Source organism: Noviherbaspirillum sp. (assembly GCF_036846085.1).
GTDB lineage: Bacteria > Pseudomonadota > Gammaproteobacteria > Burkholderiales > Burkholderiaceae_D > Noviherbaspirillum.
The window spans coordinates 1-7,076 of record NZ_DAIUCO010000264.1 but is presented as its reverse complement, the minus strand read 5'-3'; the positions used below and the strand labels follow the sequence as shown (position 1 = coordinate 7,076).

The window sequence follows — 7,076 nt, the reverse complement described above, 5'->3', positions numbered from 1 at the left end:
AAGCCATGACCTCCTTGCGATTCGCATAGTTACCTGGCGCAAGAACGAAGTCTCTCGGCATCCAGCCTGTCGCGAACGATACCCCCACGCGCCCTCGTGAAAGATTGTCCACCACGGACCACTCCTCCGCGACTCTGATGGGATTATGGAGGGGCAGCACCACGCTACCCGCCCGCAGGTGAATCCGCTTTGTAACGGTAGCAAGCGCGGCGTTCAATATTGCCGGGTTCGGGTACAGGCTGCCAACCTCATGGAAATGCCGCTCGGGCGTCCATACGGCTTCGAACTCGTTCTCATCTGCGAAGCGCGCGGCGTCCAGATACAGGCGGTACTTGTTGGTTCGCTCGTACGTATCCGAGCCAAAATAAAAAAGACTGAATCCCGTCTGATCCGTACTCCGCTCAGAATCGGTGCTCGCCACGTCATCTTGCAAAACGGCGTATGCCGCCAGTCGCGTATCTCCAGCCACATCTTCACGCGCCACGACGACGCATTCCTTGATTTGAGGATGTGTCGCCAACGCCGCTTCGATCTCGGCCAGTTCGATTCTGAAACCGCGGACCTTCACTTGATAGTCAAGGCGGCCCAGAAATTCGATCTCGCCGTTGGGCAGAAAACGCGCCCGATCGCCCGTTTTGTACATCCGGGAGTCGGACGGACCACCAAGCGCCTCATCGATGAATCGTTGCGCCGTCAGTTCTGGCTGATTCAGATACCCGCGCGCAAGACCGTCGCCGGCGATATGCAGCTCACCGGGAACCCCGACCGGCACCGGCTGACCGTTCGCATCAAGGATATAAATGCGGGTATTGGCAATAGGACGGCCAATTCGCGTTGCGACGTCCGCGGACGTCACGCGATGAACCGCGGACCAGATCGTGGTTTCGGTCGGCCCATACATGTTCCAGATCACCGGCACGCGCTCGAGCAGACTCTCGGCAAGCGCGGCGGAAAGCGACTCGCCGCCGCAGAGCACCTTTAAGGTCCGCGGAAATGCAGACCAATCTTCTTGCAGCAATATGCGCCAGGTCGAAGGCGTTGCCTGCATCACCGATACATCATGGTCGCAAATCAGCTTTGACAATTGCGCAGGATCCGACGTCGCATCGCGGCCAGCGCAAACAACCTTGGCCCCTCTGGTCAACGGCAGGTATAGCTCAAGCCCCGCAATATCGAACGACAGCGATGTCACCGCCAGAAGGACATCCTCCGTTTCCAGGCCGGGCTCCTTTGCCATCGACGCCAGGAAGTTACTCAATGCGCCATGTTCGATTGCTACCCCTTTCGGCTTGCCGGTCGAGCCGGATGTATAGATGACATAGGCGAGGTGGCTCGGCAGCGAAACCGCCGCTGGATTCGTATCCGGCATGGCGTCCAGGAATCCCGTCTCCGAATCAAGATAGACCGTTTGAACCCGGTATGCTGGCGCGGCGCGTTGCAAACTACGCTGCGTCAGCAGGACGGCGGGCGAGCTATCATGCAGCATGTACGCCAGGCGATCCGCCGGATAGTCGGGATCCATTGGCACATAGGCGCCTCCGGCCTTCAATATCGCCAACAGCCCTACGACCATGTCCAATCCACGTTCGACGCAGATGGCGACACGTGTCTCCGGGACAACACCGAGATTGCGCAAGTGATGCGCTAGCCGATTCGCTTTCGCATTCAACTCGCCATAGGTGAATTGTTTCTGTTCAACCACCAGCGCGGTCGAGTGGGGATTGCGTTCTGCCTGCTTTTCAAAAAGCGCGTGCACAGTCTGCGAGGAGTAAGAGGCATCGGTCCTATTCCAATCCTGCAGGATCTGTTGGCGCTCTGCGCCGCCCAGCAACGCAACCTGGTCTAGCGGCTGCTGGTCGTCTGTGACCATTGCCGCCAGGACGTTGCGCACATATCCCAGATGTCGCTCGACCGTTTCCTGATCAAACAACGCCACTGCGTACACCAATGCACCTACAATGCGGCCGTCGGCCTCCCCAAGGTTGAGCGACATATCGAACTTCGCCATTTCGGCACCGGCGCCGACCGGTGCCAACTCCAGTCCCGGCAGGTTCAGCTCGCCCTGATCGTTGTTCTGCCATCCGAACAAGACCTGAAATAACGAACTATGGGCCATGCTTCTTGGCGGCCTGGCCAGTTCCACGACCTGTTCGAAGGGTAGATCCTGATTTTCCTGGGCTGCGAGCGCCTGCGACTTTACCCGCAGCAGTAGCTGCTCCAAGGTCGGATTTCCTGAAAGGTCCAGTCGTATCGCAAGCGTGTTGACAAAAAAGCCAATAAGGGGCTCTATCTCGGCACGAAGCCGATTGGCTGTCGGCGTACCGACTACCAGGTCGGTCTGGCCTGACAAGCGCGCGAGCACGACGGCCCAAGCTGCCAGCAGCGTCATGAACAGTGTCGTTCCATGTCGCTGTCCAAGTTCTTTCAAGGAAGCCGTCAACTGCGCGTCGAGCTCCAGCGGGACGGTGCCGCCAGCATAGCTTTGTTGTGCCGGACGAGGCCGGTCAGTCGGCAACTCAAGCAATACCGGCGCTTCTGCCAGAGTGCGCCGCCAGTAATCCGCCTGGCGTTCCAATACATTGCCGTCTACCCAACGTCTTTGCCATGCGGCATAGTCGGCGTACTGAATCGCCAGCGCAGGCAGTGGATCAGGTTGACCTTGAACGAATGCGCGATAAAGCGTGCAGAACTCTGTAGTAAGCACCCCTAGCGACCAGCCGTCCGAGACAATGTGGTGCATCGTCACCATCATTACATGCTGATCGTCAGTGGTTTGAAGCAGGCAACCGCGAATCACTGGCCCGTCGTTCAGGTTGAAGGGCGCATTTGCCGTCTCCTCCAATATCCGCTCAAGTTCCTCCTCACGATCGGGATGATCGCGCAAGTCATGCTCTTGCAATGGGAAACTGCTGTCCTCTGAAAGAATCTGCTGAACAGGCCTCCCCTCGAACAAGGTGAACGTGGTTCGTAACGCTTCATGCCGCGCTACAATGCAATTCAAGGCCTTGCGCAACGCGCCGACATCCAGAGAACCGGTCATCTGGAAGGCCAGCGAAATATGGTAAGCCTCGCTTACTCCGTCCAATTGAGCCAGGAACCACAGTCGTTGCTGTGCGAACGACAAGACGAGCGGCTGATCGCGTGCTACGAGCTGGATGGGAGGCAGGCTGCTGCGCGCCGCCGCCTTTACTGAATTTGCGAATGCCTCCAGCGTTGGACGGAGAAAAAGGTCCGTTACGCTGGTTTCCACGCCAAGAACATTACGGACCCGCGATGCGGTTCGAACAGCAAGCAGGGAATGCCCGCCGAGATCGAAAAAGTCGTCGCTGCGACCGACTCTTTCCACCTTTAGAACGGCGCACCATATCCGCGCAATGGCTGTTTCGATTTCGTCGCGCGGCAAGTCATTTTCATCCAGGGAAAATGCCTGAATACCGGGCTCGGGTAGTGCCTTGCGGTCCAGTTTGTTGTTCGCGTTCAGCGGGAAAGTGTCGAGCCGAACGAATGCAGCGGGAAGCATGTATTCCGGCAGCGTTTCCTGCAGGTGGGCCCGCAATGCCTCAAAGGAAGGCTCCGGCGTGTCTTCTGTGGCTGTGTAAGTGTAATAGGCCACCAGACGCTTGTCGCCCGGACTGTCTTCCCGGACAAGCACAACTGATTCCCGGATCATCGGATAGGTTGAAAGGCGCGCTTCGATCTCGCCAAGCTCGATGCGGAATCCACGAACCTTGACTTGAAAATCGTTCCGTCCTCTGAACTCGATGACACCGTCGTCCCGGTATCTCCCAAGGTCGCCGGTTTTATACATCAACGCGCCTGTCGTATCGGTAAAAGGGTCAGGGATGAAACGTTCCGCTGTCAGTTCAGCCTGGTTCACATAGCCAAGCGCTACACCGGCTCCGCCTATGTGAATCTCTCCCGTCACGCCCACAGGAGTAGGGTAACCAAGCGAATCCAGGATATAAATTTGCGTGTTCGAAATCGGACGTCCGATCGGTATGCTTTTTTCGTCGTCGGCAACCGAAACAACTTCATGCGTAATCGCAAAGACCGCTGTCTCGGTCGGCCCATATCCATTGATCAGATGTTTGGGCCGGCCATTGCGCATCGCGGTCGCGATAACCCGAGGGTCCAGCGCATCTCCGCCAACCATCAGATAATTCAATTTCGGCAGCACGTCGGTCAGAAAATCCGCATATTGATTGAACAGGCCGACGCTTATCCATAGAACATTGACGGCACGCGCTCTCAAGCTGTCTCTGAATCTTTGAGGATCCAAGACATCCGATTGATCAATGACAGCGATGGACGCACCGTTGAGAAGCGGCACCCAGACTTCGAGCGTGTTGGCATCCCAGGCCGGATTGGACGAGTATGCGAAGCGGTGGCTGCTGTTGAAACTGGCATAGCCATTGTTGATCGAGACCCGCCCAATTGCCCGATGGGGGACGATGACTCCCTTTGGTTGCCCGGTGGAGCCGGAGGTATAAGTGATGTGGGCTGCGGTTTCACTGCTGATTGTTACGGCGAGGTTGCCGGCATCGCGGATTCCAAGATCGACGATATCGAGGTCGAGACGTTTGACCGGATCCAGCACAGGCAGCGATACCCGTGAGTCCGTCACTACCATGCTTGCCTGACAGTCTTCAATGATGAACATCTGGCGTGCCACTGGCGCGCCAAGATCAAGCGTGACGAATACGGCGCCGCATTTGACGACTGCAATCTCTGCCGTTATGAGCGCGATCGAGCGATCGAGCAGCAACGCCACCGGCATGCCGGGTGAAATTCCCTGTTGCTGCAGATATCTGGCAAGCCGGTTGGCATTGGCGTTGATTTCGCCATAGGTGATGCTGCGTTGCCCGTGGACTACCGCAATTGCATCCGGCGTCGCGGCAGCATGTGCCTCGAACAGTTCATGAATGCATAAGTGCCGCGGGTAGTCTGCGCTGGTTGCGTTCCATTCGACCAACAACTGCTGGCGCTCTTCCGGTGGCAGCACGTCGATCGCATTTAATGGCGTATCGGGCGCGCGCTCCAGGGCATCGACCAACCGTGCGAGCGCCGTTTGCATATACGCGCATATACGCTGCGGGTTTATCGGCGAACACGCCTGCGCATTGAGTACGAAGCCTTCTCCCTCGTCATTGATATTCAAGGTCAAGGCATAGTTGGTGCGTAACTCAAAGTTCCGCGTTGCTGAATTCGTCGGCAAAGGCAAAGCCTGCGGTGCGACTTCATCACCGCCTCGTCTCGCGTGGGGGTTGTGGCGATAGTTGAGAATGGAAGTGAACAACGGGGTTTGCGGGGCAACCGCACTGCAGCGTTGTGCCAGCGCCAGCGAAGCATGCTCATGCCGCAGCAGATCGGCCATCAATGCATGCGCCGAGCGCAGGCCTTTCTGCACGGAATCCACACCGACCCGAATTCGTACCGGCAAGGTGTTCATAAAGAGCCCCAAGGCGCGATCCGTTCCTTCGCTGCCCTGCGTGCGTCCGACCAGCACTGTTCCGAAGACCACATCGCCGCGTCCGGAAAGCCGGGCAAGAGTCAAAGCCCATGCCAAATGACATAGTGTGGCCGGACTTGCAACGAGGCGTCGTGCCGTCTCACGCAATCGTCTGGCGAGCGAGGCGTCCAATTCCTGCCAGGCCTCCAGTATTCCGGAACCGTCACCATGCACGTTCATCAAACCGAACGGCGCCGTCGGTTCATCCACGTCATTCAACAAGCTTCTAAAGAAGGCTTCATGCTCGCTTCGGCTCAATCCGAGCCGGGTTTGAGCGACGAAATCCCGAAATGGAAATGGCGTTGGCAAGTCCGTGGACCGGCCGGCCAGATGCGCCTCGATTTCTTGAAGCAGGACGCGGTGTGCGGTGGGGTCGGTCAGCAAATGATGACTTAGCCACAGGGCAGACCAGGTATCCGTTGATTGGTCATGCGCAACGAACACCCGCATAAGCGGAGCCTGGCCAATATCGATTCGATAATGACCCGGATCGAACCGTGTCCTCAGGTTCTCGGCAGCATTGCCGAGTAGCGGGTCCACCTCAATCTGCTCGACGGTCAGGGGGGCTTTTCGCCAGACAACCTGAACCGGCTCGGTCATGCCTTTCCAGAAAATCGATGTGCGCAGGATGTCATGTCGATTTATTACTGCTTGCAACGCATTGATGTACTCATGTAACTGCGCCTCGGTGGCAAAGTCGTACATCATCGGCGCCAAATACATGTCGCCTTTATTTTCAAGCAAGTAATGAAAAAGAATGCCTTCCTGCAACGGCGCCAAAGGGTAAATGTCCTGAATATTCGCGGCACCTCCCTCAACAGAGCCGACGATGCGGTCTATATCCGCCTTTGACAGTTCTACAAGCGTGAGCATTTCCGGCGTAATCGCAGCACATCCGATCGGGATTCCGTTTTTTGGAAGCTCGACCGCCATGTTCCTTGGCGCTGTATATTTCCCGGCCTCGATTAATTGAATCAGCTCGCTCTTGTTACTTCGTAGAAGATCAAGCAAGGCAGGCTCCAACGCATTCCTTTTGCCTTGAACTATGAGTTCTTCGCCTTTGATGGTCAGGGCGATCTTCTTCTCATCCAGTTGACGCAATAGCTCGGTAACACTCACAGCGCAACCTCCATGTCTTCTACCGCAGCGGCCAATGCCGCCAAGGTGGGAGCAGTGAATAAAATTCTTATGTCTGCATGCAGGCTCATCTTGCGCATGCGATCGATGAGCGTAACTGCCAGCAGAGAATGTCCGCCCAACTGGAAGAAGTTGTCGTAGCGGCTGACTTTCTCCAGATTGAGCAGTTCGGCCCAGACCGCCGCCAGCGCGACTTCAACATCACCAACCGGTGCCTCGTACGCCCGGCTGCCATAGGCGTCGCCTTCCGGCGCCGGCAACGCCTTGCGGTCGAGCTTGCCGTTGGCCGTCAGCGGCAATGTGTCGAGCTGCACGTAGGCGGCCGGCACCATGTACTCCGGCAGCGTTTCGGCCAGATGCAGGCGCATGCCTTCGGCTTGCACCGTACCCGCCTCTTCCTCGGTGTAGTACGCCACCAGCCGCTTGTCGC

General features: G+C 57.2%; 1 protein-coding gene and 1 pseudogene. Both read right to left on the bottom strand.

The features are described from left to right. Positions 1 to 6,628 (bottom strand): amino acid adenylation domain-containing protein (locus V7080_RS21855; RefSeq protein ID WP_334190496.1); only part of this gene is annotated, 6,628 nt, incomplete at its 3' end. A gap of 26 nt (positions 6,629 to 6,654) precedes the next feature. After that, positions 6,655 to 7,076: pseudogene (locus tag V7080_RS21850) on the bottom strand (phosphopantetheine-binding protein); the annotation flags it as partial.